At 68.8% G+C, this 26,698-nt stretch carries 25 protein-coding genes and 1 tRNA gene; 13 read left to right on the top strand and 13 right to left on the bottom strand.

Features of this window, described 5'->3' with window-relative positions; translation table 11 throughout:
• Positions 1-57 precede the first annotated feature (57 nt).
• The 3 genes from dapE to rnr are packed head-to-tail and all read left to right on the top strand — an operon-like array spanning position 58 to position 3,928.
• The gene (gene dapE, locus FHG66_RS04915; protein WP_139075583.1) at positions 58-1,197 is read left to right on the top strand and encodes a succinyl-diaminopimelate desuccinylase; all 1,140 of its coding nucleotides are present in this window, start codon (positions 58-60) and stop codon (positions 1,195-1,197) included.
• Complete coding sequence (locus FHG66_RS04910) at positions 1,197-1,610, top strand: GNAT family N-acetyltransferase (RefSeq protein WP_176556145.1); 414 nt, start codon at positions 1,197-1,199, stop codon at positions 1,608-1,610. The genes dapE and FHG66_RS04910 overlap by 1 nt, the downstream gene beginning before the upstream one ends.
• 50 nt (positions 1,611-1,660) lie before the next feature.
• Complete coding sequence (gene rnr, locus FHG66_RS04905; RefSeq protein ID WP_139075580.1) at positions 1,661-3,928, top strand: ribonuclease R; 2,268 nt, start codon at positions 1,661-1,663, stop codon at positions 3,926-3,928.
• A gap of 4 nt (positions 3,929-3,932) precedes the next feature.
• Here the strand turns inward: rnr and FHG66_RS04900 are convergent, their stop codons facing one another.
• The gene (locus FHG66_RS04900) at positions 3,933-4,265 is read right to left on the bottom strand and encodes a hypothetical protein (RefSeq protein ID WP_139075579.1); all 333 of its coding nucleotides are present in this window, start codon (positions 4,263-4,265) and stop codon (positions 3,933-3,935) included.
• Positions 4,266-4,418: 153 nt separating this feature from the next.
• Here FHG66_RS04900 and FHG66_RS04895 point away from each other — a divergent pair, with 153 nt between their 5' ends.
• Entirely contained in the window at positions 4,419-5,570 is a 1,152-nt protein-coding gene (locus FHG66_RS04895) for a lytic murein transglycosylase (protein ID WP_139075578.1), read from the top strand.
• Positions 5,571-5,583: 13 nt separating this feature from the next.
• Here the strand turns inward: FHG66_RS04895 and FHG66_RS04890 are convergent, their stop codons facing one another.
• From FHG66_RS04890 to FHG66_RS04850, 9 genes are all read right to left on the bottom strand, one after another.
• Positions 5,584-6,063 (bottom strand): RNA pyrophosphohydrolase, encoded by a 480-nt coding sequence (locus FHG66_RS04890; protein ID WP_139075577.1) that lies wholly within the window; start codon positions 6,061-6,063, stop codon positions 5,584-5,586.
• Entirely contained in the window at positions 6,063-7,502 is a 1,440-nt protein-coding gene (locus tag FHG66_RS04885; protein WP_139075576.1) for a S41 family peptidase, read from the bottom strand. The genes FHG66_RS04890 and FHG66_RS04885 overlap by 1 nt, the downstream gene beginning before the upstream one ends.
• 10 nt (positions 7,503-7,512) lie before the next feature.
• Positions 7,513-8,643 carry a murein hydrolase activator EnvC family protein gene (locus tag FHG66_RS04880; RefSeq protein ID WP_139075575.1) on the bottom strand — a complete coding sequence of 377 codons (1,131 nt, stop codon included), beginning with the start codon at positions 8,641-8,643 and terminating at the stop codon, positions 7,513-7,515.
• Positions 8,640-10,157, bottom strand: a complete 1,518-nt coding sequence (gene gpmI / locus FHG66_RS04875) for a 2,3-bisphosphoglycerate-independent phosphoglycerate mutase (protein ID WP_139075574.1) — start codon at positions 10,155-10,157, stop codon at positions 8,640-8,642. The genes FHG66_RS04880 and gpmI overlap by 4 nt, the downstream gene beginning before the upstream one ends.
• A 102-nt stretch (positions 10,158-10,259) precedes the next feature.
• Positions 10,260-10,838, bottom strand: coding sequence for a DUF1440 domain-containing protein (locus FHG66_RS04870; RefSeq protein ID WP_218013793.1), 579 nt, complete (start codon positions 10,836-10,838; stop codon positions 10,260-10,262).
• A gap of 60 nt (positions 10,839-10,898) precedes the next feature.
• Positions 10,899-11,366 (bottom strand): 23S rRNA (pseudouridine(1915)-N(3))-methyltransferase RlmH, encoded by a 468-nt coding sequence (gene rlmH, locus FHG66_RS04865; RefSeq protein ID WP_139075573.1) that lies wholly within the window; start codon positions 11,364-11,366, stop codon positions 10,899-10,901.
• A 4-nt stretch (positions 11,367-11,370) separates the two neighbouring features.
• A complete protein-coding gene (gene rsfS / locus FHG66_RS04860; RefSeq protein ID WP_139075572.1) occupies positions 11,371-11,811 on the bottom strand; it encodes a ribosome silencing factor in 441 nt (146 codons plus the stop codon).
• Positions 11,812-11,873: 62 nt separating this feature from the next.
• On the bottom strand, positions 11,874-12,443 hold the full coding sequence (locus FHG66_RS04855) for a hypothetical protein (protein ID WP_139075571.1): 570 nt from the start codon (positions 12,441-12,443) through the stop codon (positions 11,874-11,876).
• Complete coding sequence (locus FHG66_RS04850) at positions 12,440-13,003, bottom strand: HupE/UreJ family protein (protein WP_139075569.1); 564 nt, start codon at positions 13,001-13,003, stop codon at positions 12,440-12,442. Before FHG66_RS04850 ends, FHG66_RS04855 begins: the two co-directional genes overlap by 4 nt.
• 265 nt (positions 13,004-13,268) lie before the next feature.
• On the opposite strand from FHG66_RS04850, the gene leuC reads away from it, so the two are divergent.
• From leuC to FHG66_RS04805, 9 genes are all read left to right on the top strand, one after another.
• Positions 13,269-14,708, top strand: coding sequence for a 3-isopropylmalate dehydratase large subunit (gene leuC, locus FHG66_RS04845; protein WP_139075568.1), 1,440 nt, complete (start codon positions 13,269-13,271; stop codon positions 14,706-14,708).
• Between the two features lie 14 nt (positions 14,709-14,722).
• A complete protein-coding gene (leuD, locus tag FHG66_RS04840; RefSeq protein WP_139075567.1) occupies positions 14,723-15,328 on the top strand; it encodes a 3-isopropylmalate dehydratase small subunit in 606 nt (201 codons plus the stop codon).
• Positions 15,329-15,596: 268 nt separating this feature from the next.
• Positions 15,597-16,439, top strand: a complete 843-nt coding sequence (locus FHG66_RS22165) for a hypothetical protein (protein ID WP_139075566.1) — start codon at positions 15,597-15,599, stop codon at positions 16,437-16,439.
• Between the two features lie 41 nt (positions 16,440-16,480).
• Positions 16,481-17,503, top strand: coding sequence for an endonuclease/exonuclease/phosphatase family protein (locus FHG66_RS04830; RefSeq protein WP_342777479.1), 1,023 nt, complete (start codon positions 16,481-16,483; stop codon positions 17,501-17,503).
• Positions 17,504-17,634: 131 nt separating this feature from the next.
• Positions 17,635-19,602 (top strand): calcium-binding protein, encoded by a 1,968-nt coding sequence (locus FHG66_RS22590; RefSeq protein WP_176556128.1) that lies wholly within the window; start codon positions 17,635-17,637, stop codon positions 19,600-19,602.
• Positions 19,603-19,747: 145 nt separating this feature from the next.
• Positions 19,748-21,259, top strand: a complete 1,512-nt coding sequence (locus FHG66_RS04820) for a M10 family metallopeptidase (RefSeq protein WP_139075564.1) — start codon at positions 19,748-19,750, stop codon at positions 21,257-21,259.
• Positions 21,260-21,329: 70 nt separating this feature from the next.
• Entirely contained in the window at positions 21,330-22,439 is a 1,110-nt protein-coding gene (leuB, locus tag FHG66_RS04815; RefSeq protein ID WP_139075563.1) for a 3-isopropylmalate dehydrogenase, read from the top strand.
• A gap of 84 nt (positions 22,440-22,523) precedes the next feature.
• Positions 22,524-23,510, top strand: a complete 987-nt coding sequence (locus FHG66_RS04810; RefSeq protein ID WP_139075562.1) for a DMT family transporter — start codon at positions 22,524-22,526, stop codon at positions 23,508-23,510.
• A 54-nt stretch (positions 23,511-23,564) separates the two neighbouring features.
• A tRNA-Pro gene (locus FHG66_RS04805) sits at positions 23,565-23,641 on the top strand.
• Between the two features lie 153 nt (positions 23,642-23,794).
• On the opposite strand, the gene FHG66_RS04800 is transcribed toward FHG66_RS04805, so the two are convergent.
• Genes FHG66_RS04800 through FHG66_RS04790 form a run of 3 tightly spaced genes read right to left on the bottom strand, consistent with a single transcriptional unit; the run spans position 23,795 to position 26,692 of the window.
• Positions 23,795-24,556, bottom strand: coding sequence for an SDR family NAD(P)-dependent oxidoreductase (locus FHG66_RS04800; RefSeq protein WP_139075561.1), 762 nt, complete (start codon positions 24,554-24,556; stop codon positions 23,795-23,797).
• The gene (locus FHG66_RS04795) at positions 24,553-25,581 is read right to left on the bottom strand and encodes a zinc-dependent alcohol dehydrogenase (protein ID WP_139075560.1); all 1,029 of its coding nucleotides are present in this window, start codon (positions 25,579-25,581) and stop codon (positions 24,553-24,555) included. Before FHG66_RS04795 ends, FHG66_RS04800 begins: the two co-directional genes overlap by 4 nt.
• A 13-nt stretch (positions 25,582-25,594) precedes the next feature.
• Positions 25,595-26,692: a mandelate racemase/muconate lactonizing enzyme family protein gene (locus tag FHG66_RS04790; protein WP_139075559.1), complete on the bottom strand. Its 1,098-nt coding sequence runs from the start codon at positions 26,690-26,692 to the stop codon at positions 25,595-25,597.
• Between the last annotated feature and the right edge of the window lie 6 nt (positions 26,693-26,698).

Genomic DNA, 26,698 nt, shown 5'->3' with positions numbered 1-26,698 from the left:
TCCTTGCACCCGCAAAGCGCCAGCGCTTAGTTGCGCGCGCCCCCGAGGAGGAGCCCCATGTCCGACGCCCTGAGCCTTGCCGCCGACCTGATCCGCTGCCCCACCGTCACCCCTACGGAGGGCGGCGCGCTGGTGCTGCTGGCGGGCGTGCTGTCCCGGGCCGGGTTCGAATGCACCCGCGTGGACCGAAACGGGACACCCAACCTGTTCGCCCGGATCGGGCCCAAGGGGGCGACGCGGAGCTTCGGCTTCAACGGTCACACCGACGTGGTGCCCCCCGGCGACATGGCGCGCTGGAGCGTCGATCCCTTTGGAGGAGAGATCCGGGACGGGATGCTCTGGGGACGCGGCGCGTCGGACATGAAGTCGGGCGTCGCGGCCTTTGTCGCGGCGGCGGTGGAGATGGCGCCCGGCCTGCCCTCCAACGGGGCCATCGTCCTGACGATCACCGGGGACGAGGAAGGCGACGCCACGGACGGCACCGTTGCGCTGCTCGACTGGATGGAAGCCCAGGGCGAGCGCATGTCGGTCTGCCTCGTGGGCGAGCCCACCTCGGTCGAGGGGTTGGGCGACACGATCAAGATCGGGCGGCGCGGGTCGCTGACGGCCCATGTGACGGCCACGGGGAAGCAGGGCCATTCGGCCTATCCCGAGCGGGCCAGGAACCCGATCCCGGCGCTCGCACGGTTGGTGGACCGGCTGTCCTCGCATCGTCTGGACGAGGGGACGCCGCATTTCGGTGCCTCGACGCTGGCGGTGGTCACGATGGACACGGGCAACCCCGCCTCGAACGTCATCCCGGCCGAGACGCGCGCCACGCTGAACATCCGCTTCAACGATCTGCACACGGGTGCATCGCTGGAAGCTTGGTTGCGGGACGAAGCCACCCGGATGGCGACAGAGTTCGGCGTGCAGATCGACCTCGCGGTCCGCGTTTCGGGCGAGGCGTTCCTCACGCCCCCAGGGCCGCTCTCCGACCTCGTCTCCCGCGCCGTGGAGGCCGAGACGGGTCGCAAGCCCACGCTCTCCACCACGGGCGGCACTTCGGACGCGCGCTTCGTGAAGCGGCACTGCCCGGTGGTGGAGCTGGGCCTTGTCGGGCCCACGATGCATCAGGTGGACGAACGGGTGGAGGTGGCGCAGGTCGGGCATCTCGCGCAGGTCTATGGGCGCATCCTCCGGGACTATTTCGCATGATCGCGGTCGCGCGCACGGACGACCTTTCCGCCTGCCTGGCCCTGCGCCGGGTGGTATTCATCGAGGAACAGGCCGTGCCGGAGGATCTGGAGGTCGATGGGCTCGACCCGACGGCCATCCACCTGCTCGCCACCGATGACGGACGGCCCGTGGGGACGGCCCGCCTCCTCGTGAAAGGCAACACCGGCAAGATCGGGCGCGTCTGCGTCCTGCAGGAGGAGCGCGGGCGCGGCATCGGCGCGGCGCTGATCCGGGCGGCGGTCGAGGAGTTGCGCGGGCTGGGCCTTGCGCGGGCGAAGCTGGGGTCCCAGACCCATGCGATCCCCTTCTACGAGGGCTTGGGCTTCGTGGCCGAGGGGCCGGTTTACGACGATGCGGGCATCCCGCACCGGGACATGACGCGGGCGCTTTAGGGGCGCCCGAATATCCTTGTTGCCGCAGGGGGCTGTGCTACCTCCGGCGCATGACAGAATTTCCGACCAAGGACGCGATCCTCCAGTGGATCGAGGACAACCCCGAGGCCACGAAGCGCGACGTCGCCAAGGCCTTTGGCATACGCGGCGCGGCGAAGATCGACTTCAAGGCGCTTCTCAAGGAGATGGAGGAGGACGGCGACCTTCCCGGCAAGACGCGCAGGCGCGACGCCGAGGAGGGCGGCATGCCGCCCGTCACCGTCATCGAGATCACGGGGCCGGACGCACAGGGTGACCTGCTTGCGCGGCCCGTGGACTGGCGGGGCGATGGGCCGCCCCCGGTCATCCGGGTGGAAGCGCGCGGCATCGACGGAAGCCTCGGATCGCGCGACCGGCTGCTCGCGCGCATTGACGCGACCCCCAGCGAGGATCACCCCTATGCGGCGCGTCCCATTCGGCGCATCGCCGCCGCGCCTGCCCGCCTGCTGGGCATCTTCAAGCGCGACAGCCACGGCGGCCGCATCCTGCCCATCGACAAGGGCGACGCCAAGCAATGGGTCGTGAGCGCGGGCCAGGAGAACGGCGCCGAGGATGGCGAGCTGGTCGAAGCCGAGCAGGTCGGCCCCAAGGGGCGTCTGGGCCTGCCCAAGGCGCGCGTGACCGAGGTGCTGGGCGATCCGGCCGGACCCCGCGCGGTGTCGCTGATCGCCATCCACCAGCACGGCATTCCCGACGTCTTCCCGGACAAGGTGCTGGAGGAGGCCGAAACGGCCGAGCCTGCGGGTCTTGAGGGGCGCGAGGACCTGCGGGACATCCCGCTCGTCACCATCGACCCCGAGGACGCCCGCGACCGCGACGACGCGGTGCTGGCCATCCCCGATGACGATCCGGGCAACGAAGGGGGCTTCGTCCTTTGGGTCGCCATCGCGGACGTGGCCTACTACGTCCGGCCGCAGAGCGCATTGGACACCGAGGCGCGGCTCCGGGGCAACTCGACCTACTTCCCCGACCGGGTGGTGCCGATGCTGCCCGACCGCCTGTCGGGCGACCTTTGCTCCCTCCACGAGAACGTGGACCGGGCGGTCGTCGCCGTGCGGATGCGGATCGACAAGGACGGGCGCAAGCTCGACCACAGCTTCACGCGGGGGCTGATGCGGTCGCGGGCCTCCTTGGCCTATGGGAGGGTGCAGGCCGCCATCGACGGGCAGCCCGATGAAAAGACCGAGCCGCTGCTCGAACCGGTGCTGAAGCCGCTTTATGGTGCCTACGAGGCGCTGCGGCGGGCTCGAGAGGTGCGGGCCCCGCTCGACATCGACCTCCCCGAACGGCGGATCGTGTTGGACGAGTCGGGCAAGGTCCTGTCCGTGGCCTTCAAGGACCGGCTCGACGCCCACCGGCTGATCGAAGAGTTCATGGTGCTGGCCAACGTCGCTGCCGCCGAGACCTTGATCGGCCTGCGCACGCCGCTCCTGTTCCGCGTCCATGAGGAGCCCGATCCCCAGAAGCTGGAATCATTGCGCGAAACGGCCGAGGCCTCGGGCCTCACGCTGGCCAAGGGACAGGTGCTGCAGACCCGGCACCTGAACCGGCTGCTGGCGCAGGCGGCGGGCACCGATCAGGCCGAACTCATCAACATGGCGACGCTGCGGTCGATGCCCCAGGCCTATTACGCCGCCACCAATTTCGGGCATTTCGGGCTGGCGCTGCGGAACTACGCGCACTTCACCTCGCCCATCCGTCGCTATGCCGACCTGATCGTCCACCGCGCGCTGATCGCGGGCCATAGCTGGGGACCCGATCACCGGCGCGACGGGCTGTCCCAGGTCGACATCGACCGGCTGGACGAAACCGGAGAGGTGATCTCCACGGCCGAGCGGCGTTCGATGATGGCCGAACGCGACACCCAGGACCGCTACCTCGCTGCCTTCCTTGCGGACCGGGTAGGGGCGGAGATGGCGGGGCGCATCGCGGGCGTAGCCAAGTTCGGGCTGTTCGTGAAGCTCGACGAATCCGGCGCCGACGGGCTCGTGCCGGTGCGGACGCTGGGCGAGGAATATTTCCACTACGACGCCCGCGAGCAGACCCTGATGGGCGGCAGCTCGGGCGTGGTCTTTGCGGTGGGAAGCAGGGTGACGGTCAAGCTGGCCGAGGTGACGCCCGAAACGGGCGGCATCCTGCTGGAGCTCCTGACCTTGGAGGATCGCATTCTCCCCCGCGCCCGGCGCGGCCGGGGGCGCGGGCCTGCCCCGAACCGCAGGCTCGGGCAGGAAAAGGCCCGCGCCGCCAAGGATCGCAAGGTCAGCCGTCGGAGGAAATGAGGGGCTAGCCCTTCTCCTCCGCGTCCTGGAGGCGGGCCTTGGTCTTTTCGGCCCAGTCCCGCCCGGGCTCCCCGCCCCAGAGAAGCCAGGCCACGTAGCCCGCTGAGGGGTTCTCCTCATCGCCCCAGTCGTAGCCGCGCTTGTCCACCTCGTGGCGGGCAAAGTAGCTGGCCATGGCAACCACGTCGTCCCGGCTCAGCTCCTCGCGCGCGGCAAGCTGGCGTGCGCGGGCCCAGCCGACCTCGGTGCCGCCGCGATGGAACTCCTCGTGGAGCCTGAGGCCTTTCTCGGCCTCGCGGGCGACGGTGGCGGGGGGCTTCATGTCGATCTTGGCCATGGGCGATGCTCCGGTTTCGCCCGCAACGACTTCGCGGTCCGCTTCGTTCCCGGCCAGACCGGTTTTCGCGCACCGCCCGCTGATTCGCCTTCCACGCGAGTGACAGGCAGAGTAGTTTCGCTGCCAATAACAATCGGCGGGTATGAGGGCAGCATGCGGACAAGCTTAGGGCGAGTCCTTCTAGGAGGGGCGGCGGCACTGGCCTTGGCCTCCTGCGGCGGTGGGATGCCGCGCAACGGTGGAATCCTGGCGGGCGGACAAACGGAGGCGCAGGCCGTGAATGCATTCGTGACCGTGCCGAACCCGGCCTACGACGCCTGGGTGGCGAACTTCCTCCCACGCGCGCAGGCGGCAGGTATCCCGGACACGACGCTCCAAGCCGCCTTTGCCCAAGCGGGCTTCATGCCCGAGGTGATCGAGCGCGACCGCAACCAGGCCGAGTTCTCGCGCACGCTCCAGGACTACCTGCTGAGCGCCGTGTCGGACAGCCGGGTCGAGAACGGACGCGCGGCGCTTGCACGGCACGGAGCCCAGTTGGCCCAGATCGAGGCCGCTTACGGCGTGGACCGAGAGGTCGTGGCGGCCATCTGGGGCATGGAGTCCTCCTATGGCACCCGCAAGGGCGACGTGCCGGTGATCTCCGCCCTGTCCACGCTGGCCTTCGAGGGGCGGCGTGCCCAGTTCTTCGAGTCCCAGCTCATCTCGGCGTTGCGGATCCTTGCCGCCGGGGACACCACGCCCCAGGCGCTCAAGGGCTCCTGGGCCGGGGCGATGGGGCACACCCAGTTCATCCCGACGTCCTTCGAAGCCTATGCCGTGGATTTCACCGGCGACGGCCGCCGCGACATCTGGTCCGATGACCCGTCGGACGCGCTGGCTTCGACGGCGGCCTACCTGGCCGGGCACGGTTGGCAGCAGGGCGAGTCCTGGGGCAGCCTTGCCTCCGAAGGAGCGGGCGGACGCGTGATCCAGCCTGACGGGGCACCGGCCTTCCGCTTGCACCACAACTTTGACGTCATCAAGCGCTACAACAACTCGGACGCCTATGCGATCGCGGTCGGGCACCTCGCGGACCGGCTGCGGGGCGGGCCGCCTCTGGCCGGGATCTTTTCCACCGAGCGGCCGCTTTCGCTGCCCGAGCGGGTGGAGTTGCAGCAGCGGCTGACAGCGCAGGGCTTCGACACGGGGGGCACGGACGGCAGCGTCGGGCCGCGCACGATCCAGGCGATCCGCAGCTTCCAGGCGTCGCGGGGCCTCGCGCCCACAGGCTTTGCGGAGCCTTCCGTCCTGGCTGCCCTGCGGTGACGAAAGCCCGCCGTCAGGCGGGCTGGCCCAGCAAATCGAGCGCGGCTCGGTAAGCGTCGCGCTTGAAGGGGACGATGCCTTCGGCCAAGGCGCGGGCGTCGGTCCAGCGCCATTCCTCGAACTCGGGATGGGCGGTGGCGATGCCCACCTCGGCATCCGTACCCAGGTATCGCATCCGGACCCAGGTGATCGCCTGCCCCCGGTAGCGCCTCTTCCAGTGGGCCGGGCGCTGCGCTTCGGGGATGTCGTAAGCCGTGGCCACGGGTGCGACGGCCTCCACGCGGACGAGGGACGAGGGCACCCCCGTCTCCTCCTCCAACTCCCGCAGGGCGGCTGTGGTCAGGTCTTCGCCGGGGTCCACCCCGCCCTGGGGCATCTGCCAGGCGGCAGGGTCCCCGGCAGGACGGTCGTTGCGACGCCCGGCGAAGACCTGCCCCGCCGGGTTCACGAGGATGATGCCCACGCAGGGGCGATACCCTTCGGGCGCGTTCATCACGGCTCGGCTGTGACGGGAGCGTCCTGTGCCGCAGGTGCGGCCTGCGCGGCCTGGGTCGTGCCGGGCGTAGAGGGGCCCAGCGCCGACAGCCCCTGCAGGATGTCGATCGCATAGGCGAGCTGGTAGTCTTCCTCGCGCAGCGCCGCCGCTGCCTCGGCGCGGGCCTGATCTTCCTCGATCTGGCTCTTTTCCGCATCGGTGAGCCAGTCGTTGTTCAGCGCCCCGCGCAGGTCGCCCTCATGGAGCTCGCGGTTGACCGAGCTCGTCTCCTCGGCCCCGTCCTCCGGCGTGCCGTCCCCGGCCGTGGCTTCGGTCGCCGCGGGCGGCGTGGGTTGCGCCACGATGATGTCGGGCGAGATGCCCAGCGCCTGGATCGACCGGCCCGAGGGCGTGTAGTAGCGCGCGGTGGTGAGGCGCATGGCCCCATCCCCCGCGAGCGGCATCACGGTCTGCACCGAGCCCTTGCCGAAGCTCTGGGTGCCGACGACCACCGCGCGGCGGTGGTCCTGAAGCGCGCCGGCCACGATCTCGGAAGCCGAGGCCGAGCCGCCGTTGATCAGCACGACCATGGGCTTGCCGTCGGTCAGGTCACCGGGCGTGGCATTGTAGCGGTCGCCGTCCTCGGTGTGCCGGCCGCGCGTGGACACGATCTCTCCGGCGTCAAGGAAGCCGTCGGCCACGTAGATCGCCTGATCCAGCAAGCCCCCCGGGTTGTTGCGCAGGTCCAGCACCACGCCGTTGACGTTCTCCATGCCGCCCGCGGCCTCGATCTGCGCCTTGAGCCCCTCGGTCATGTCCGGGAAGGTCTGGTCGTTGAAGGTGGTCACACGCAGGACGACCGTGTCGCCCTCGGTCCGGGCGCGAACGGCCTGAAGCTTGATCGTGTCGCGAACGATGGACACGTCGAAGGGCTCGGTCTCGCCTTCGCGCACGATGGTGAGCGTGATCTCCGAGCCCACGGGCCCGCGCATCATCTCCACCGCCTCGTCGAGCGTGAGGCCCATGAGGCTTTCGCCGTTCACCGCGGTGATGAAATCGTTGGTCTGCAGGCCCGCCAGCGCAGCCGGCGTGCCATCCATCGGAGAGACGACCTTGACCCAGCCTTCCTCCTGCGTGACCTCGATGCCCAGGCCCCCGAACTCGCCCCGGGTCTGGACGCGCATCTTTTCGGCGTCGTCGGGGCTCAGATAGCTCGAATGCGGGTCGAGCGAGGTCAGCATGCCGTTGATCGCGGCTTCGATGAGCTGCTGCTCATCGACATCCTCGACATAGTCGGCGCGGATGCGCTCGAAGATGTCGCCGAACAGGTCGAGCTGCTCGTAGATGCTGCGGTTGCCGCTCTCGGATTCTTGGGCCAAAAGCGGGCCCGCGACCTGCGTCGAGACGACGAGGCCCAGGGCGGCCCCTCCCACGGCGGCGAACGCCAGCTTCTTCATCGATGCCCTCTCAGTCGAGCCGGAACCAGGTGCCGGGGTCCACGGGACCGTCAGCGTTGCGGACTTCAAGGTAAAGGGTTTCGGAGCGGGCACTAGCCCCCTCGGGAACGGAGCCGGTCAATATCGCGTCAGCATTCGGTGTCTCCCCGCCCATCAGGCCGAGGGGCGCCCCCTCGGGCAGAACCTCGCCCGCGTTGCCGAAGACCTGAGCCAGCCCCGCCACCACGAACAGCGTTCCCGGCGCGGGCTCGAGGATCGCCACCGTGCCATAGTCGAGCAGGGGCCCCCGGAAGCGCAGCGTGGCGGTGACGGGCAGGCTGACCAGGGCGCGCGGCTCGGTCGCGATGACAAGGCCGGGGCGCGTGATCCCGCCCGCGTCGGCCTCGCCGGGGCGGCGCAGGATCTCACCCTCTACGGGGAGCGGCAGGGTGCCCATGCGGGCCGTCGCCTCGTCGGGAGGAGTTGCGATCCGCTCGTCTATGGTCTGCGCCAGGCCGGCGGCAAAGGCGTCCAGCGTGTTCGTCGAGGCCATCAGGAGAGCCGTCGCGACCGGGTCCTCGGTGTAGGCGAGGGGAAGCTCGGTCCGGTCGGCCGCCGCCGCGGCAAGGTTGGCCCGCGCCGTCTGCACGTTGCTCAGGCCCTCGCGCAGCGTCGTGGCCGCTTCGTTCTGCGCCTGCTCGATCTCGGTCAGGGCCGCCACCTTGGCCCGCAGCTCCTCGGCCTTGGCCTGGAGCGCCGGGGTCACGTCGGCCAGCATCATGCCGGCCCGTGCGGCGCCGAGAGGCCCCGTGGGATGCAACATCATCACCGGCTCGGGCGTCTGGCTCATGGACTGGAGCGCGCCCAGCAACCGCCCCACCTCGGCCCGGTCAGCATTCAGGTCGCTCTCCAGCCGGGCCCGCTCCACCGCCACCCGCCGAAGCGTGTCCCGCATGAGCGCGAGCCCGTCCTCGTAGGCGCGCACCGTTCCGGTCAGCGCCGCAAGGCGGTCCCGCGCGCCGTTGGCCTGTTCCAGCATCCGCGCGGCCTCGCGCAGGCCTTGCGCGGCTTGGGCGGCAGCCTCGGCGGTGCTGGCCTCCTGCGCCCGGAGGGGGAGGGCCAGCGCGAGCAGGGCCGCCAGCGCCACGAGCGGCCGCTTCATCGCTGGATCAGGCTCCGGCCGGTCATCTCGGGCGGGAGGTCGAGGCCCATGAGGTCGAGCACCGTCGGCGCGAGGTCGGCCAGCCGGCCTTCCCGAAGGGCCACGCCCGCAGGCCCACCCACAAGGATCACCGGGACCGGATTCGTGGTGTGGGCGGTGTGCGGGCCGCCGGTCTCGGGGTCCACCATCAGCTCGCAGTTGCCGTGGTCGGCGGTCAGGACCATCGCGCCACCGGCGCGCTCCAGCGCCTCGACCACGCGCGCAAGGCCCCGGTCCACGGATTCGCAGGCCTTGATCGCGGCCGACAGGTCACCGGTGTGCCCCACCATGTCGGGGTTGGCATAGTTGGTGACGATCAGGTCGTAGCCCGCCTCGATCGCCTGGACGAAGTGGTCGGTGACCTCCTCCGACGACATTTCGGGCTGGAGGTCGTAGGTCGCGACCTTGGGCGAGGGGGCCATGTAGCGGTCCTCCCCGGGGTAAGGGGCCTCCACGCCGCCGTTCAGGAAGAAAGTGACGTGCGGGTACTTCTCGGTCTCGGCCAGGCGGAACTGCCGCAGGCCCTTGGAGGCGACCCAGGCGCCCAGCGTGTTCACGATGTCCCGCCGGGGAAAGACCTGCGCGAACCAGGCGTCGTGCCTGTCCGAATAGGTGACCATGCCAAGCCGGGCGGCCAGCGCGGGTGCTGGACCCCGGTCCCAGCCATCGAAGTCCGGGTCGGTGATGGCGGCCAGGATCTCCCGGGCGCGGTCGGCGCGGAAGTTGAGGCAGAACAGGCCATCCTCGGGCTTCAGCCCCTCGTGGCCGTCAAGGACGGTGGCCTCGATGAACTCGTCGGTCTGCCCCCGCTCGGTGGCGATCTGGACGGCGATGGCGGCATCGCGGGCGCGGGCCCCCTCGCCTCGGACAATGGCGTCGTAGGCGGTCTTGACCCGCTCCCACCGGTTGTCGCGGTCCATCGCATAGTAACGGCCGATGACGGTCGCGATGTGCGCTCCAGGGGGCAGGCCCGCCTGGAGATCGGCAATGAAGGCCGCGGCCGACGTGGGGGCCACGTCGCGCCCATCGGTGATGGCGTGGATGGCGACCGGAACCCCCGACGCCGCAATAAGCTGCGCCGTCGCGATCATGTGGCTGATATGCCCGTGCACGCCCCCGTCCGACACGACGCCCATGAGATGCGCGGTGCCGCCTGTCAGCTTGAGCGTCTCGACAAAGGCCCGAAGCGCCTCGTTGGCGGCAAAGGAGCCATCCTCGATGGCAAGGTCGATCTGGCCCAGGTCCATCGCCACTACGCGTCCTGCGCCGATGTTGGTGTGCCCGACCTCCGAGTTGCCCATCTGGCCTCGCGGCAGGCCCGCGTCGGGCCCATGGGTCGTCAGCTGGGCGTGCGGGCCCTCGGCCATCAGCTTGTCGTAGGTCGGCGTCTGGGCCAGGACGGGAGCGTTGGCGAAGGGGTCATCGCGCAGGCCCCAGCCGTCGAGGATGCACAGGACGACAGGTTTCGGCGGCATGGGCGGGCTCCTTCTTGGACCGAGCCCTTCTAGACGAGCATGGGGCGGAGGGGAACGGGGCAGGCGGGCCTGCCCCGCGTCGGTCGAGGAGGCAGACTGGGTTCAGGCGACGATGCGCTTCGGCTTGCCCGGCGGGCCGTCGAGGGCGCGCAGCACGCCTTCGGCCACCACCCCCAGCACCACATGCGCCACAACGGCACGGGCGTGGTCCTGCCAAGGGTAGTCCTGCGGCGGGGCAGCCAGACCGAGGAGAGGGTTCATCCCCTCATCCTCTATCACCGTCGCGGCCAGGCCGAAGCCCACGCCCCCTCCGGCCGCGACGACCGGATAGCGATGGCGCAGCAGTGCATAGGCGATGGTCGGAACCATGCCGAAGGCATAATGAAGCGCGATCCCGGCCGGATGAGGCTGGCTCGGGTTCAGTTCCTTGCCGAACGCCCCGGTGATCCGGTTCGCGGCCACATGGGCCGGATCGAGCCCGCCTGGCCGGACCCGCCGCGTCTCGGCCCGCGTCTCGGACGCTTCGGCGTCCCACATCGCCCAGTCCACGCGGTCCAGCACCCACATCGCCGCCGCACCGGCCACGGCGCCCTTGAGGACCGTACCCAGAAGGCCGTCGCCCTGCCTGGGGCGGGCCGTTTCTTCCGTCTCGGGCCAGTCCGTGACCATCACTCCGTCCATCGCGCGCCTCCTCGGGTTGCCGCAAAGGCGCAACCGGCGGGACGGACCGCGGTTCCGATCTCAGGTCCGGTGATAGGGCGTTCCGGCCAGGATCGTCGCCGCGCGGTACAGCTGCTCGGACAGCATCACCCGGACCAGCATATGCGGCCACACCATCGGACCGAGCGACAGGAGGAGGTCGGCGCGCCCCGTGACGCTCGGGTCAAGCCCGTCGGCACCACCGATGACGAAGACAGCGTCACGCCGCTCCGTTTTCCAGCGGTCGAGGCGGGTCGCAAAGGCAGGGGAGGGCAGCAGCTCGCCCCGCTCGTCTAAGCAGCAGAGCCAGGCATCCTTGGGCACACGCCCGAGGAGAAGGGGGCCCTCGGCCGCCATGCCGGCGCCGGGCTTGGCCTCGATCTCCACCACCGACGCGGGGCCAAGGCCAAGGGCCCGGCCGGTCCGGTCGAAGCGGAGCAGGAAGTCGTCCAGCAGTTCCTTCTCGGGGCCGGCCCGGAGGCGGCCCACGGCAAGGATCGTCATGCGCAACGGGTCAGACCGCTGCGGCGGACCGGGTCGCAGCCCCGGAGGGCATCCACATCTTCTCGAGCTGATAGAAGTCGCGCACCTCGGGCCGGAAGACGTGGACGATGACGTCGCCCGTGTCGATCAGAACCCAGTCGGCGGTTTCCTTGCCTTCCATCTTGGACAGGATGCCATGATCCTGCTTCAAGCGGTCGGCGAGCTTTTCGGCGATGGCGGCGACCTGGCGGGTCGAGCGGCCCGAGGCGATCACCATGAAGTCGCCCATCTCGGAGCGGCCGCGCAGGTCGATGGTGACTATGTCCTCGGCCTTGTCGTCATCAAGGGATTCGACGACAACCCTGAGAAGATCCTCGCTGGTCAGCTGAGGGGTGGTCGAAGCGTCGGGCCGGAGCCCGTCGGAAGCGGCTCCTGCCGCGTGAGCGTCGGGTGACAGATCGTCATCCTCCATGCGATGCGCCGAACGCCCCGGCGCCGGGCTTGCCCCAAAGATAGCATCTCGGGGGCCCGCTCTCAAGGAAGCGGTCCCGCGAATGTGAGGGAGAGCGCCAGCGCGCCGATGGCGGCGAGCCATGACGCCCCGATGCGCAGGCCGATGCGGGCCGGGACCGGCCAGCGAGCAAGCAGGGCAAGGCCTAGGACAGGGGGCAGCGCCATGGCCCCGGTTCCTGCCAGAGCGAGGCCGAGAAGGGCGGAAAGCTCCATCGCCAGCCATCCCGCCCCGTGCGTCAGGGCCGCCCCGGCCAGGAGCGCTGTCCCGAGCGCCAAGGCGCCGTGACCCGTGCCAGCAAGGGGCAGGCCGGTGGTCGCCAGGATCGCGCAGGCCAGCCCGGCCCCAAGCGCCAGGATGTCCGCATTGATGCCGATCCACGGCGCGGCCACGAACCCGAGAGGAATTGCCGGGACAGCCCCGGCCAGGAGCCGAAGGCGGCCGGACACGGCCAGCATCAGCCCCAGGGAGAGTAGCGGCAGCAGAAGCGGTCCCGGCAGGACGGCAAGGCCTTTACCGAACGTCTGCGGCAGGTCGTGCGCCCAGGCCGGTGCGGCCGCGAGGGCCAACGGCAGCCAGGCGGCGCGCCTCACGCCAGGCCGGCCAGGAAGGCGCCCCCGGTGAGCGCGATGCCCGCCCCCAGCATCCGAAGAACCGGCCGTCCCCGAACCAGCCCGCCCAAGCCCACCCCCACGAGGTGCAGGAGGCCCGTCGAGGTCACGAACCCGGTCGCGAAGGCCAACGGGTTCGCGGACGCGGGCAGTTCCGTGCCATGGGCATAGCCGTGGAACAGCGCGAAGACGCCAACGATCCCGCAGGCCAGGGCGATCGGCAGGCGGACCATGAAGGCCACGAGCAGCCCCAGCGCCATGCCCGACAGGGCGATGGCGGTCTCCACCCCAGGCAGCGGCACCCCCAGGATGCCCAGCACGCCGCCAGTGGCCATGACCAGGGGAAAGGCCACGGGCAGCATCCAGAGCGCCGGCCGTCCGAGGATCGCGCCCCAAAGCCCCACGGCCACCATGGCGACGACATGATCGAGCCCGAGGACCGGGTGCGACAGGCCGCTCACCAGCCCGCCCGTCGTGGCGGCATGGGCCAGGGCCGCCCCCGGGGCGACCAGCAAGGCGAGGAGAAGGGCCATTCGCGTCATCTCGGGCCTCCGGTTGGGCCGGACGATCCTGACTGCTGCGACAACCGCCCGCAAGAGGCGCAGGACGCTTGAACGGAAGGGCCCGCTTGTGTATGAGCCGCCCTATGACGCGTGTTTTCGACATGGGCGACCGGGACAGGCTCCCCTGGCGGTTCTTCGGAGCCACCCACGGCATTCGCGCGCAAGCGTAAGCCCGCCGCCTTCGCGCGCGCAGCGCCCCTTTGTCGAACCCTTTCCGTCACGACCCCCTGCCAGGAGCGGACTCATGTCCTCCAATGCCTCCAAGCCCCGGACCCTTTACGACAAGATCTGGGATGCCCACCTCGTCGATGAGCAAGCCGACGGCACCTGCCTGCTCTACATCGATCGCCATCTCGTCCATGAGGTGACCTCGCCCCAAGCCTTCGAAGGGCTTCGCATGACGGGACGCCCCGTCCGCGCGCCGGAAAAGACCATCGCCGTGCCGGACCACAACGTCCCCACGACCGAAGGCCGCGACAAGCGCATCGACAACGAGGAATCACGCATCCAAGTCGAGGCGCTGGACAAGAACGCGCGCGACTTCGGGATCAACTACTATCCCGTCTCCGACATCCGCCAAGGCATCGTCCATATCGTGGGGCCAGAGCAGGGCTGGACGCTGCCGGGCATGACCGTGGTCTGCGGCGACTCCCACACCGCGACGCACGGCGCCTTTGGCGCGCTCGCGCATGGCATCGGCACCAGTGAGGTCGAGCACGTCCTCGCCACGCAGACGCTGATCCAGAAGAAGTCCAAGAACATGAAGGTGGAGATCACCGGGTCGCTCCGCCCCGGCGTCACCGCCAAGGACATCACGCTGTCGGTCATCGGCGCGACCGGCACCGCTGGCGGCACCGGCTATGTCATCGAATACTGCGGCCAGGCGATCCGCGAGCTGTCCATGGAAGGTCGCATGACGGTCTGCAACATGGCCATCGAAGGCGGCGCCCGCGCGGGCCTGATCGCACCCGATGAGAAGACTTTCGAGTACGTCCGTGGCCGCCCCCACGCGCCGAAGGGCGCGCAATGGGACGCCGCGCTCAACTGGTGGAAGACGCTGTTCACCGACGAAGGCGCGCATTTCGACAAGGTCGTGACGATCCGCGGCGAGGACATCGCCCCCGTCGTGACCTGGGGCACTTCCCCGGAAGACGTGCTGCCGATCACCGACGTGGTCCCCTCGCCCGAGCAGTTCCACGGCGGCAAGGTCGAGGCGGCGAAGCGCTCGCTCGAGTACATGGGCCTCCAGCCCGGTCAGCGCCTGCAGGACATCACCATCGACACGGTGTTCATCGGCTCCTGCACCAATGGCCGGATCGAGGATCTGCGCGCCGCCGCCGCGATCCTGAAGGGCAAGAAGATCAAGGATGGCCTGCGCGCCATGGTCGTGCCGGGCTCGGGCCTCGTGCGTGCCCAGGCCGAGGAGGAGGGGCTGGCCCAGATCTTCATCGACGCGGGCTTCGAATGGCGCCTCGCGGGCTGCTCCATGTGCCTCGCCATGAACCCCGACCAGCTTGCGCCGGGCGAGCGTTGCGTGTCCACGTCGAACCGCAACTTCGAAGGCCGTCAGGGCCGCGGCGGCCGCACGCACCTTGCCTCGCCCGCGATGGCGGCGGCGGCGGCGCTCACCGGTCACCTGACCGACGTGCGCGAGCTGATGGCCCAAGAGCCGGAACTGGCCTGAGAGGAGACGGGACCATGGACAAGTTCACCACCCTCAGCGGCATCGCCGCGCCCATGCCGCTCGTCAACATCGACACGGACATGATCATCCCCAAGCAGTTCCTGAAGACCATCAAGCGGTCGGGCCTGGGGAAGAACCTGTTCGACGAGATGCGCTTCAACCAGGACGGCACCGAGGTCGCGGACTTCGTGCTGAACAAGCCCGCCTACCGCGCCGCCACGATCCTGGTTGCGGGCGACAACTTCGGCTGCGGCTCGTCCCGCGAACACGCGCCTTGGGCGCTCGCCGACTTCGGCATCCGTTGCGTGATCTCCACGTCCTTCGCGGACATCTTCTTCAACAACTGCTTCAAGAACGGCATCCTGCCGATCGTCCTGCCCGAAGCCGAGCGGGACCTGTGCATGAAGGATGCCGAGAAGGGTGCGAACGCCCGGATCGAAGTGGACCTGGAGGCGCAGACCCTCACCCTATCCGACGGGCAGGTGATTCGGTTCGAGATCGACCCCTTCCGCAAGCACTGCCTGCTCAATGGCCTCGACGATATTGGTCTGACCATGGAAAAGGCCGGTGCTATCGCGAGTTTCGAGACTCAGTTGGCGCAGGCCCGTCCCTGGGTGTGACTCGTCGTCTGTGGCGGAGGCGCGCCATGCGCGAGCCTCCGCCGACGCGAATATTGTCTACAGTCAGTGACAACCTTGCCACGGCCTTGGTTAATCTCACTGCCATGTGCTTGATTCAGCAACCATAAGTTGAATGGCTGTTGCGATCGATGATGAGCCCCTTCATCATGTAGGCAGAAGTTAGGCGCGCCGCCGCATACTGGCGGTCATGGTCCCAAAGGACGTGCAGGGAACACGTTCATAGGGCCGCGTCCGGGGGCAGGGAACGATGTTGCGCATCGTGAGTTCGCGCGCACCGGCAGCGGTGCTGCGTGCTGGCGTCATAGCTGTGCTGGTGGCTTGGCCCCACCTGACCCTTGGGCATGGTCCCAGTGGGACGGCGCAGCTTGTGGCGCTGTTCGCCGTCATGGCGGGTCTGTTCACGTTCAGCGAGTATGTGGCCCAAGCGCCCAGCATCGTCGAATTCCGCGATGCCAGGCCCTACAACCGCATCCGCTTTGCCTCGCTCGCCCTGGCCGTTCTGCTGACCTGCGTTCTCCTGAGGCCTTTCCCGGCAAGCGGTTTCCTGGCCTCCTGGATCCAGGGGCTGTGTCGGACCTGGGGCGAAGTCCTCTACTTTCCGTGGTCTCCCGTGCGACTGCTGGTGGACACGCTGCCCGCCGGCACGTCCGCCGGTCTCAGGAGAAGCGTCTGCGCCGCCGCCGCGGTGGCCTACAGCCTGTCCCTGACGATGGTCCTGATCTTCGCCTGTGTCGTCCGCTTGCGGAACTGGCCGGGTCGGACAGCCTTCAATGTCTGGATCAACCTGCCTCAGTTCGACCCCACGGCCGGGGGCGACGTCGTCGGGCGGCTGCAACGTGATGCGCAGGTTAACCTCGTCTTAGGTCTCTTGCTGCCAATCTTGGCTCCACTGGTCGCGGATCTCCTGTCCGGCCCCTTCGATGGCCTGGCCCTGAGGGAGCCTTCGGCCCTGGTCTGGATGGTGATGGCATGGGCCTTCATTCCCTCAAGCCTTGCGATGCGGGGGCTCGCGCTGAACCGTCTGGCCTGGATGATTGCCGTCCATCGCGCCCGCATGCGGCGCGGAGAGGGGCTGCCGCAGGCCGCCTGACGCTGATCTCGGCCGCCCTGGCCCTCGCCCCCAACCTACTCGTGGCCGAGCCGGTGCGGATCGCGACCTGGGGCGCCGACCTGAGCCGCGACGGACCCGGCCTGCTGCTGCGCGACATCGTTCGCGACAAGGACGAGGGGGTCGACGGGGTGGCCGCGGTGCTGGCCGAACTTCGTCCCGACATCCTCCTGCTGACCGACATGGACTGGGACTGCGACGGGGCCGCCCTGACCGCCTTGGCCGAGCGGCTTGCCGAGGACGCGCTGGACTACCCCTACCGTCTGGCGCTCGCTCCGAATGCCGGGTTGCCGTCCGGGCTCGACCTCGACGGGAACGGCCGGCTCGGCGAGGCTCGGGATGCCCAAGGCTATGGCCGCTTCATGGGAGAAGGAGGCATGGCGCTCCTGTCGCGCTGGCCCCTGGGCGAAGTGACGGACCTGTCCGGCCTGCTGTGGCGCGATCTGCCCGGCGCGCGGCTCCCCCGCCGTGATGGCCAGCCCTTTCCTTCGGCCGAGGCGCAGGCCGCGCAACGCCTCTCTTCGACCGGTCACTGGATCGTGCCGGTCGTCGCTCCCGACGGCGTCCTCACGGTGCTCGCCTGGTCGGGCGCGTCTCCGGTCTTCGATGGACCCGAGGACATGAACGGTCTGCGCAATGCCGACGAGTTGGCGCTGTGGCGGCTTGTCCTCGATGGGGTTTGGGGGCCCGTCCCCCCGGATGCCGTCCTCCTGGGGAACGCCAATCTGGATCCGGTGGACAGCGAGGGGCTTCGGGCCGACATGGCCGCTCTTCTGGCCGACGCCCGCCTGCAGGACCCACGCCCCGAGAGCGAGGGGGCCAGAATCGCAAGCGGCGCAGGGCAGGCAGGGAACCCGGCTCTCGATACGGTGGACTGGCCCGAGATCGACGGCCCCGGCAATCTCCGCGTCTCGTATGTCCTTCCTGCGCGACGCTGGCGCGTCACCGGTTCGGGCGTGGTATGGCCCAGGCCCGACGATCCCCTGACCCCCGCCGTCGAGGCAGCCGGCGCCCATCGCCTGGTCTGGGTCGACCTCGATCGCTAGCGCCTCGGGATAGCAGTGGGGGCGACAAGGCCGTGCCGGACCTGTGGCATGGCCCCATTTTAACCCCTTGTTAGCTCAGCTTTGCAATTCTTTGACGGACACTGGCAGCGCGGCTTGGCGCAGGGGGAATGATGGCGGTCCGCAGATGGGGGCCCGAGGTTCAGGCGAATCTCACGATGGTCGGGGATCAGTCCCGCCCGGACGTGACGGCATTGGCGGACGGCGGCTATGTCCTGACCTGGTTGGACCTTGCAAACCCCCTGGTGTCCGCCGCCCGCTTCCAGCGCTTTGACGCGGCCGGCACGCCCATTGGGGCCGAGGGGCTCGTTCCCGCCTCGGGGCCCGTGATCAATCCCACCGTCACCACCCTGTCCGGCGGGGGCTTCGTCGTTGTCGTCGGGGTGGAGGCCGTGACAGGCGATCGCGACGTGCTGGGTTTCCGTTATGACGCGACCGGTACCCTCGCCGCCGCCCTTCCCCTGGACGTCTCGCGCAGCGCCTCGGCCGCGGAACCTGTCCTGATGCGGCTCGGGTCGGGCTTCATGACCGTGCATGAATCGAGCGGCGACCTGTTCGCGCGCCGCTACGACGCCGCGGGTGCCCTGGTGGGTGGGGATTCCGCGGTGAACGCCGTCACGCTCGGGTTCCAGGGCCGGGCCGATCTGGCCGAACTGGCTCTGGGGGGCTTCGTGGCGACCTGGATCGACGAGAACCTTGGCCGGGTCGAGGCGCGGGTCTTCCAGGCCGACGGCAGCCCCTACGACCTTGGCGAATTCCAGGTCAACATGACATCGCTGGGTGGAAACCCCGCGATGCCAAAGGTCACCGGCCTGACAGGCGGCGGCTTCGTGGTGACGTGGGAGACGAGTTCGAGCCCTTATCCCAACAGGGCTCCCGACATCCGGGCCCGCATCTTCGACCCCTATGGCACCGCTATCGCGTGGGACTTCGTCGTCAACCCGGCGACAGCCGGTGCCCAGATCCTGCCCGACGTCACGGCGCTGGCCGACGGGGGTTTCGTGGTGGTATGGATCGACAACGCCGGTACGCCCTCCATCCGCGGGCAGGTGTTCGATCCCTTCGGGGGTCGCATGGGTGGCGCATTCCTGATCAGCACCACCCCGCTGTCCGGCGCGACCGAACCCAGGAACCTGTCCGTGTCCGCACTGGCCGACGGCCGCCTTGTGGTGGCCTGGCAGGCCCCGGACGACAGCGGCACGGGCATCTTCCACCAGATCGTCGATCCGCGCGAAGGCGTCGTGAATGGCAGTGCCGATAACGATGTGCTCCACGGCAACGACGCCTGGGGGGACGAGATCAGCGGGTTTGCGGGCAACGACACCCTCATCGGCCTGCGGGGGGACGACCTCCTGCTGGGCGCCGATGGCAACGACCTCCTGCGCGGCGGCCGGGGCGAGGACATGATCCATGGGGGCCGCGGCAACGACAGCCTCATGGGTGGCGCAGGGGCGGACGATCTGTGGGGCGGGGTCGGCTCGGACGTCGCCACCTATGCCGGGGCAGGGTCGGGTGTCACCCTCGCCCTGGATGGCTCGCTGGGCGCAGGCAGCGGTGACGCTGCTGGCGATTGGTTCATGGGCGTCGAATCGGTGCTGGGCTCGTCCTACGACGACCGTCTGCGCGGGGATGGGGCGGCCAACGCCATCCGGGGCAGCAGCGGGGCCGACATCCTTGAGGGAGGAGGGGGCGCCGACAGTCTCATCGGTGACAGCGGGAGCGATTCGTTGATCGGCGGTGCGGGTCAGGACAGCATGGCGGGAGGCACGAGCCCGGATGATTTCGCCTTCCTGAGCGTTGCGGACAGCAGCCTGGGGGCGACCTGCGACCGCATCACAGATTTTGTGAAGGGCGCGGACGACCTCACGCTCATCGCGATCGACGCCAACGAGGGGTTGGCGGGGGACCAGGCCTTCACACTGGATGCCGATGGCATCTTCACGGCCGGGGAGATCCGGCAGACCCAGAGTGGCGCAAACCTCCTGATTGAACTGAACACCGACGCCGACGCGCTGCCCGAAATGGCGATCCTTCTGCTCAACGTTTCTGGACGCCTGGCGGCCACCGACTTCGATCTCTGACAAAGGGAGGCAACCGGTGGTTTTCCTGTAACTTACCAGAAGTGTTGTCGATCTTCCGGAGCGGGTCATGGTTGCCCTGGCCTCCGGATGGTACGCTGGCCACGCTCGCACGACGCGCGGGCGGCTCCATCAAGGATAAACGAGCATGGCCGGCACAGCAGACGACATCCAGACCCCGAACACCGGCAATGTCTGGCTCGATGCGCTGCTCTGGGGTCGGGAGTGGTCCTCGGGCGGCGGCAGGACCGTGATCAGCACCTACATCGCAGGACAGGCCTTCGATGAGAACGTGACGCTGACCGACACCTTCGGCGATTCCATGACCGTCACGGCCACCAGCCCCTTTGCAGGGGAACTGCGCGCCATGCGTGCCGCCATGACCTCCCTCGAGTCCGTCTGCAACCTCGATTTCCGGGAGGTCTCGTCCCAGGGAGCCGCGGACCTGATCTGGGCCAGCGTGAGCGATGCCGACCTGGGCAGCGACGGGACGCTGGGCTTGGCCTATCCTCCGGGCGAGGGCTTCCGCAACGGCGAGGCGCTGGGCGTGGTCGCCATCAACTGGGAGCTCTACGACCCTGCGAGCGGCCCGACCATGCTGGTCCGGGGCGGCTACGACTTCTGCACCTTCATCCACGAACTCGGACATGCCGTGGGTCTTGCGCATCCGCATGACGACGGGGGCGGCTCGACACGGTTTCCCGGCGTGACGGACGCGTTCGGGGACTTCGGCAACTTGGCCATGAACCAGGGCCTTTACACGATGATGGGCTACAACGACGGCTGGCCGACCGGGCCCGCAGGCGTGTCGCCAAGCCTCGTCTACGGCTATCAGGCCGGTCCCATGGCGCTCGACATCGCGGCGCTGCAGCGGATGTACGGCGCCAACATGACCGTGCGGACGGGGAACGACACCTATCTGCTTCCGACAGCCAACAAGGTCGGCACCTACTATTCCTGCATCTGGGACGCGGGCGGGATCGACCGCATCGTGGGGGGCGACCATGGCAATACCATCGACCTGCGCGCGGCGACCCTGGCCTTTGCCCCGGGCGGGGGCGGCGTCCTGTCCCATGCAAGGGGCGCCGACGGCGGCTATGTCCATGGCGGCTTCACCATCGCCAACAGGGCTGTCATCGAGAACGCGACCGGCGGAGCGGGCCGGGACACGATCCGGGGCAACGGGGCGGACAACGTGCTGTCGGGGCTTGCCGGGCAGGACCGTCTGAACGGGGCCGCAGGCAATGACGTGCTCCAGGGCGGCTCGGGCAGCGATACGCTGGTCGGGAGCACGGGCGACGACCGGCTCACCGGCGGCATGGGCGCGGACAGGATCGAGTGCGGGGCGGGGTTCGACCGCATCATCTTCCGGGCGGCCGTGGATAGCGGCATTGGCGCGGGCCGCGATGTGGTGGCGGGCTTTTCGGCCCGCGACGACCAGATCCTGCTGGCCGCCATCGACGCCAGCGGCGGGGCTGCGGGCAACGGCGCCTTCCGGCTCGACAATGGCGGCACCTTCGCCTTGGGCGAGATCCGGCAGATCATGACGGGAAGCAACCTGCTCCTTGAGATGAACCTCGACGGCGACAGCCGGGCCGAGATGTCGATCCTCCTGCTCGGCCTAACCTCGCCTCTCGACCCGGACGCCTTCGTGCTCTGAGAGCGCCCGCTTGACCCCGGGTTCACCCGGGGCTACGCCCGCCCGCGTCCATCCCATCGGAGCGCGCATCATGGCCCACGACCTTCTCATCCTCGCCGGCGACGGCATCGGCCCCGAAGTGATGGGAGAGGTGAAGAAGGTCATCGGGTGGTTCAACGCGAACGGCATGGCTTTCGAGGTCGAGGACGACCTTGTGGGCGGCTGCGCCTACGACGCGCATGGGCAGGCCGTTTCGGATGCCACCATGGACAAGGCGCTGAAGGCCGACGCCGTGCTGCTGGGCGCCGTGGGCGGGCCGAAATGGGACAAGGTTCCCTACGAGGTGCGCCCCGAGGCCGGGCTCCTGCGCCTGCGCAAGGACCTGGAGCTCTTCGCCAACCTCCGCCCCGCCAAGTGCTTCGACGCGCTGGCCGACTTTTCCTCGCTCAAGCGCGAGCTGATCGAGGGGCTCGACATCCTCATCGTCCGGGAACTGACAGGCGGCGTCTACTTCGGCGAGCCCAAGGAGATCCGCGACCTCGGCAACGGCCAGCGCCGCGCCATCGACACCCAGGTCTACGACACCTACGAGATCGAGCGCATCGCGAGCGTCGCCTTCGAACTCGCCCGCGTCCGCGAGAGGCGCGTCTGCTCCATGGAGAAGCGCAACGTGATGCGCTCGGGCGTCCTTTGGAACGAGGTCGTCACGCAGGTTCACCAGGACCGCTTCGCCGACGTAACGCTCACGCACATGCTGGCCGACGCGGGCGGCATGCAGCTTGTCCGCGCGCCCAAGCAGTTCGACGTGATCGTCACCGACAACCTGTTCGGCGACATGCTGTCGGACGTGGCGGCGATGCTGACCGGGTCGCTCGGCATGCTCCCCTCGGCGTCGCTCGGCGCGCCCGACCCGCAGACCGGCCGTCGCAAGGCGCTCTACGAGCCCGTCCACGGCAGCGCGCCGGATATCGCCGGGCAGGGCAAAGCCAATCCCATCGCCTGCATCCTGAGCTTCGCCATGGCGCTCCGCTACTCCTTCGACGCGGGCGAGGCGGCCGACCGGCTGGAGCGCGCGGTGGAGCAGGTGCTGGCCCAAGGCGTGCGCACCAGCGACCTTCTCGGGGCCCAAGGCGGCGCGGCGGTAAGCACTTCGGAGATGGGCGGTGCCATTGTTGCAGCGCTTGAGGAAAACGCGCGCTGATCCGCCTGGGGATATCTTGACCGGTCCTGATTCGGGGTCCTAAAGCGGGCTCGGGCGCGACAGGCCGCGTCCTAAAGGACCCCCATGGCACAGAACGGGAAAGGAGCGCTGCTGTCGCTCCTGGCCTTCGGCATCTACGCGACCAGCGATGCCCTCGTGAAACAGTTGGGCGAGGATTACTCGCCCTTCCAGCTCATCTTCTTTTCCACGCTTTTCTCGTTTCCCCTCGCCATGGGGATGGTGATGAGCGACTCGCGGCCCGGAACGCTTCGCCCCGTCCATCCGGGCTGGATCGCGCTCCGCTCGGCCTCCACGGTGATCTGCGGGCTGTCGGCCTTTTACGCCTTTTCGGTGCTGCCCCTGGCGCAGGTCTATGCCTTGGCCTTTGCGCAGCCGCTCCTTATCACGCTCCTCGCCATCCCTGTCCTGGGCGAAAAGGTTGGTCTCCGCCGGGCGCTGGCGGTCGTGGCGGGGCTGGCGGGCGTGATGGTGGTCCTCCGGCCCGGCTCGGCCGAACTTGGCCTTGGCCACCTTGCCGCGCTCTCGGCGGCTGTGTTCGGGGCGGTGGCCTCGATCATCGTGCGCAAGGTCGGCTCCGAGGAACGGCCCGTCGTCCTCCTGCTGTATCCGATGTTCGCGAACCTCGCGGTCACCTCGCTCGTCCTGCCCTCGGTCTACATCCCGCTCGAGGCCGAGCATCTGGGCCTGATTGCGATCCAGGCCTGCCTAGGATGGGTGGCGGGGGTCGTCATCATCGCAGCCTACAAGGCCGGTGTGGCGGTCGTCGTGGCACCCATGCAGTATGTCCAGATCCTGTTCGCGGCGTTCTATGGCTACCTCCTCTTTGGTGAAACCATCGACGGGACCACAGCCATCGGGGCAGGCATCATCATCGCCTCGGGCCTGTACATCGTCCTGCGCGAGGACACGCCCGGCGCCTCGGCCAACCAGCCCGTCCTCAGCACGCGGATGCGGCCCGAGACGGGTACCGCGCCACGCCCCTACGCCCTCCAGCGGATCCTCGGCCTGCGGACACGCGGAGACTTCCGGGGCCTCGCGCCCGGCGAATGAGCGGGCGGATCGGGGGTTGCAAAGCGCGCGCGCGCGGGATACCTCGCGCCTCGTCGGAGTGTAGCGCAGCCTGGTAGCGCACCTGCTTCGGGAGCAGGGGGTCGGAGGTTCGAATCCTCTCACTCCGACCATTTCCCCGAATGATTGCCTTGGCCGGGCCCGAACGGGTGCCGGACTTTGTCATGTCCAGGCTCGCCTGTCCGTGTGGTAAACGCACCCCCTGAAACGAAACTGGCGGCAGGTTGCCCTGTCGCCAGTCTTGGTCATTGCTCGTAGTGGGGCGTTCAGCGCCCCATCCAGCCTCCGTCCACCGTCAGGATCGTGCCGCTGACATAGTCGGACGCCTTGGAGGCCAGGAACACCGCCGGGCCGCCGAAGTCCTCGGGCGTGCCCCAGCGGCCTGCCGGGATGCGGCCCAGGATGGAGGCAGACCGGTCCGCATCGGCCCTGAGGGCTTCGGTGTTGTCGGTGGCGATGTAGCCCGGCGCGATGGCGTTGACGTTGATCCCCTTGGACGCCCACTCGTTGGCAAAGGCCATGGTGAGCTGGCCGATCCCGCCCTTGGAGGCCGCATAGCCCGGCACGTTGATCCCGCCCTGGAAGGTGAGGAGCGAGGCCGTGAAGATGATTTTCCCGCCCTTGCCCCGCGCGATCATGCCCCGGCCCACGGCTTGGGTGAGCAGGAACTGGGCCGACAGGTTGGTCTCGATGACCTCGTCCCACCACTCCTCCGGGTGCTCGGCGGCGGGCTGGCGCTTGATGGTGCCGGCGTTGTTGATGAGGATGTCGATGGGCGCCTGCTCCATCCGTTCGGCAAAGGCCTTGAGCGCCTGCCGGTCGGCGAAGTTGACGGCGTGCCCTTCGAAACGGCGGCCCATGGTGCGGATCTTCTCGCCCACGTCGCCGCCGTCGGCCTCCATCTGGGCCGAGACGCCGATGATGTCTGCCCCGGCCTCGGCCAGCGCGAGCGCCATGCCCGCGCCGATGCCGCGCCGCGCGCCAGTGACAAGGGCGGTCTTGCCGGTAAGGTCGAACAGGGTGCTCACGCCGTCTCTCCGATCTTGATCAGGGTCTTCATGGCCGTCGCATTCCCTTCCAGCGCCTCGAAGGCCTGCTGGACGGCAGCCAGCGGATGCCGGTCGGTGATGAGGCGGTTCACGTCCAGCCCGTCCGCAATCATCTGGATGGCTTGATCGTAGTCCACGGCCTCGTAGACCCGGGCGCCGACCATCTCCAGCTCGCGCCAGAAAAAGCGGAACAGGTCCACCTGCGCCTTTTGCGCATGGATCGCGACCATGCAGATCCGGCCCCGCGTCGCGGCGGCGGCGGTCATCAGGTCCACGCCGGGCTGCGTGCCTGAAACCTCGAACACCACGTCCGCGCCCTTGGTCCCGGTGATCTCGGTCACCTGCGCGGCCACGTCGCCCTCGCGCGGGTTGAGGCCGGTGAAGCCCATCTCGGCCGCCATCTTGAGGCGGTTGGGGTTGATCTCGGAGAGGATGACGTTGGCGCCCACATGCTTCGCCACCATGGCGATCAGCATGCCGATGGGGCCGCCGCCGATGACCAGCGCCGTTTCCCCGGCCTGAAGGCGGGCGCGGCGGATGTCATGGACGGCCACGGCCAGCGGCTCGATCATCGCGGCCGTTTCCAGCGACATGCCCTGAGGCAGCTTGTGCAGCGTGTGTGCGGGGACGTTCCACTTCTCCTGAAGCGCGCCATCGGTGTCGAGGCCCAGGAACTTCAGCTTGTGGCAGATATGGGTGTAGCCCGCCTGGCAGGCCGGGCATTCGCCGCAATGGGCGAGCGGGCGCACGACGACAAGATCGCCGGGCGCGAAGCCCTCGACCCCTTCGCCGACTTGGGCGACGGTGCCCGACATCTCGTGGCCGATCACGCGATGGTTGCCGACGCGGGCGTCCATGTTGCCATGGAAGACGTGCATGTCGGTGCCGCAGATGCCGACATAGGCCACGTCGAGCTGGACCTCGCCCGGACCGGGGGCAGGGGCGTCCTTCTGCTCAAGGGTGAAGGTCTTGTGGCCGGTGTAGAAGGCCGCCTGGATGGTCATGGTTGTTCTCCTGTCAGGCGTGGATGGCGTAGGGCGCGAGACGCTCCCAGGCAAAGACGACGCCGGTTCCGGGGGTGTCGGGGGCGACCGCGTGCAGCCCTTCGTGGACGAGAGGGCGCGTCGTGTAGCGATCGATGGGGAAGCTGTGGACCTCGACCCAGCCCGCGTTGGGCTGCGCGCCCACAAGGCTCACATGGAGTTCCTGCATCCCGTGCGAGCAGACGGGGATGCCGTGCTGGGCGCACAAATGCGCGACGCGCAGGAAGCCGGTGACCCCGCCGCAGTTTGAGGCGTCGGGTTGCAGGAAGGACAGCTTGGCCTGATCCACGGCGTATTCGAACTCGTGGATCGTGTGGAGGTTCTCGCCCATCGCCAGCGGCACGCCGGTCGCATCCGCGATCCGGGCATAGCCCTGGTAGTCGTCGGGGATCGTCGGCTCCTCGAACCACAAGAGGTTCAGCGGCTTGAAGGCATTCGCGGCCTCGATGGCCTGCGGCACGGACAGCGAGTAGTTCGCGTCGACGGCAAAGATGCGGTCGGGTCCCAGGATCTCGCGCACGCCCTCGGCGCGACGGACGTCGTCGGCCAGATTGGGTTGCCCGACCTTGATCTTCACCGCCTCGAAGCCTTCGGCGATGTAGCCCCGCACGTTGTCCATGAGCTTCTCATAGGGGAAGTTCAGGTCGATGGCGCCGCGATACACCTTGGAGCGGTTCGACGCGCCCCCGGCCATGCGCCAGAGCGGCTGCCCCTCGGCCCTGCCCCTGATGTCCCAGAGCGCGATGTCCACGGCCGAGATGGCGAAGCTCGCGATGCCGCCCCGCGCGACGTAGTGGACCCGCCACTGCATCCCGTCATAAAGCGCCTCGATCTGCGAGGGGTCCTTGCCCAGCAGGAAGGGACGCAGGTCGTGGTTGACCATGGCCAGGATCGCCCGCCCGCCGAAGCCGCCGGTATAGGTGTAGCCGGTCCCTTCCAGCCCCTCGGAGTCGCAGATCGTCACCGTGACGAGTTCGAAATGCGTGTGGTCACCGTGCTTGGCGTCGGACATGACCTCGTCCAGCGGGACGCGGAACAGGCGAGCCTGGAGGTCGACGATGGTTCGGGTCATGGACGG

Origin of the sequence: Rubellimicrobium rubrum, from assembly GCF_006152115.1 — a bacterium.
Classification (GTDB): domain Bacteria; phylum Pseudomonadota; class Alphaproteobacteria; order Rhodobacterales; family Rhodobacteraceae; genus Rubellimicrobium; species Rubellimicrobium rubrum.
This window is presented reverse-complemented; position numbering and strand designations above follow the sequence as displayed.

Bases quoted from the DNA above. Each gene is read 5' to 3' on its own strand.
- rnr (WP_139075580.1), top strand. From the start codon at position 1,661: ATGACAGAATTTCCGACCAAGGACGCGATCCTCCAGTGGATCGAGGAC.
- FHG66_RS04795 (WP_139075560.1), bottom strand. From the start codon at position 25,581: ATGACCATCCAGGCGGCCTTCTACACCGGCCACAAGACCTTCACCCTT.
- leuD (WP_139075567.1), top strand. From the start codon at position 14,723: ATGGACAAGTTCACCACCCTCAGCGGCATCGCCGCGCCCATGCCGCTC.
- FHG66_RS04890 (WP_139075577.1), bottom strand. From the start codon at position 6,063: ATGAACGCGCCCGAAGGGTATCGCCCCTGCGTGGGCATCATCCTCGTG.
- gpmI (WP_139075574.1), bottom strand. From the start codon at position 10,157: ATGCCGCCGAAACCTGTCGTCCTGTGCATCCTCGACGGCTGGGGCCTG.
- FHG66_RS04810 (WP_139075562.1), top strand. From the start codon at position 22,524: ATGGCACAGAACGGGAAAGGAGCGCTGCTGTCGCTCCTGGCCTTCGGC.
- FHG66_RS04880 (WP_139075575.1), bottom strand. From the start codon at position 8,643: ATGAAGCGGCCGCTCGTGGCGCTGGCGGCCCTGCTCGCGCTGGCCCTC.
- leuC (WP_139075568.1), top strand. From the start codon at position 13,269: ATGTCCTCCAATGCCTCCAAGCCCCGGACCCTTTACGACAAGATCTGG.
- FHG66_RS04895 (WP_139075578.1), top strand. From the start codon at position 4,419: ATGCGGACAAGCTTAGGGCGAGTCCTTCTAGGAGGGGCGGCGGCACTG.
- FHG66_RS04820 (WP_139075564.1), top strand. From the start codon at position 19,748: ATGGCCGGCACAGCAGACGACATCCAGACCCCGAACACCGGCAATGTC.
- dapE (WP_139075583.1), top strand. From the start codon at position 58: ATGTCCGACGCCCTGAGCCTTGCCGCCGACCTGATCCGCTGCCCCACC.
- FHG66_RS04870 (WP_218013793.1), bottom strand. From the start codon at position 10,838: ATGGACGGAGTGATGGTCACGGACTGGCCCGAGACGGAAGAAACGGCC.
- FHG66_RS04900 (WP_139075579.1), bottom strand. From the start codon at position 4,265: ATGGCCAAGATCGACATGAAGCCCCCCGCCACCGTCGCCCGCGAGGCC.
- FHG66_RS04790 (WP_139075559.1), bottom strand. From the start codon at position 26,692: ATGACCCGAACCATCGTCGACCTCCAGGCTCGCCTGTTCCGCGTCCCG.
- FHG66_RS22165 (WP_139075566.1), top strand. From the start codon at position 15,597: ATGTTGCGCATCGTGAGTTCGCGCGCACCGGCAGCGGTGCTGCGTGCT.
- FHG66_RS04885 (WP_139075576.1), bottom strand. From the start codon at position 7,502: ATGAAGAAGCTGGCGTTCGCCGCCGTGGGAGGGGCCGCCCTGGGCCTC.
- leuB (WP_139075563.1), top strand. From the start codon at position 21,330: ATGGCCCACGACCTTCTCATCCTCGCCGGCGACGGCATCGGCCCCGAA.
- FHG66_RS04850 (WP_139075569.1), bottom strand. From the start codon at position 13,003: ATGACGCGAATGGCCCTTCTCCTCGCCTTGCTGGTCGCCCCGGGGGCG.
- FHG66_RS22590 (WP_176556128.1), top strand. From the start codon at position 17,635: ATGGCGGTCCGCAGATGGGGGCCCGAGGTTCAGGCGAATCTCACGATG.
- rsfS (WP_139075572.1), bottom strand. From the start codon at position 11,811: ATGGAGGATGACGATCTGTCACCCGACGCTCACGCGGCAGGAGCCGCT.